Source organism: Neisseria sp. P0021.S005 (genome assembly GCF_051956955.1).
This window is the reverse complement of the sequence record NZ_JBQCWY010000859.1, coordinates 1-620: the sequence shown is the minus strand read 5'-3', so window position 1 is coordinate 620 and position 620 is coordinate 1. Positions and strand designations below refer to the sequence as shown.

Below are 620 nucleotides of genomic sequence, written 5' to 3'. Positions count from 1 at the left end.
CGGCGCAGCCGTCCATGCCGCGCCCGAAGCCAAAGACGACGAGAGCTGTTTCACCGCATTCCGCGACTTCCGCCTGCGCGTGTCCGTCAAAGACGATGTAATGAAACCGCTCGCCGAAATCTTCAGCGGCAAAACCGACACCAAAATTATTGAAGGCTTGGGCAAAATCCACGCCAAAACCGTGCGCAGCAGAGTATTCGTCGCCCTGCACATGCACGCCGGTGACGGCAATGTCCACACCAATATCCCCGTCAATTCAGACGACGCCCAAATGCTTCAGACGGCCTACCGTTCGGTCGAACGCATCATGAAACTCGCCCGTTCACTCGGTGGCGTGATTTCAGGCGAACACGGCATCGGCATCACCAAACTCGAATTTCTGACCGATGAAGACTTGCAGCCGTTTTGGGACTACAAAAACCAAGTCGATCCCAAACACACCTTCAACCGTCACAAACTGATGAAAGGCTCGGACTTACGCAACGCCTACACGCCGTCGTTCGAACTGTTGGGCGCGGAATCGCTGATTATGGAGAAATCAGACCTCGGCACCATCGCCGATTCCGTCAAAGACTGCCTGCGCTGCGGTAAATGCAAACCCGTCTGCTCCACCCACGTTC

1 protein-coding gene is annotated in these 620 nt (G+C 55.6%); it reads left to right on the top strand.

Annotated elements, in window-relative coordinates; genetic code table 11:
* The coding region (locus ACTHUE_RS19805) for an FAD-linked oxidase C-terminal domain-containing protein (RefSeq protein ID WP_440424256.1) at nt 1-620 on the top strand (620 nt) is incomplete at both ends.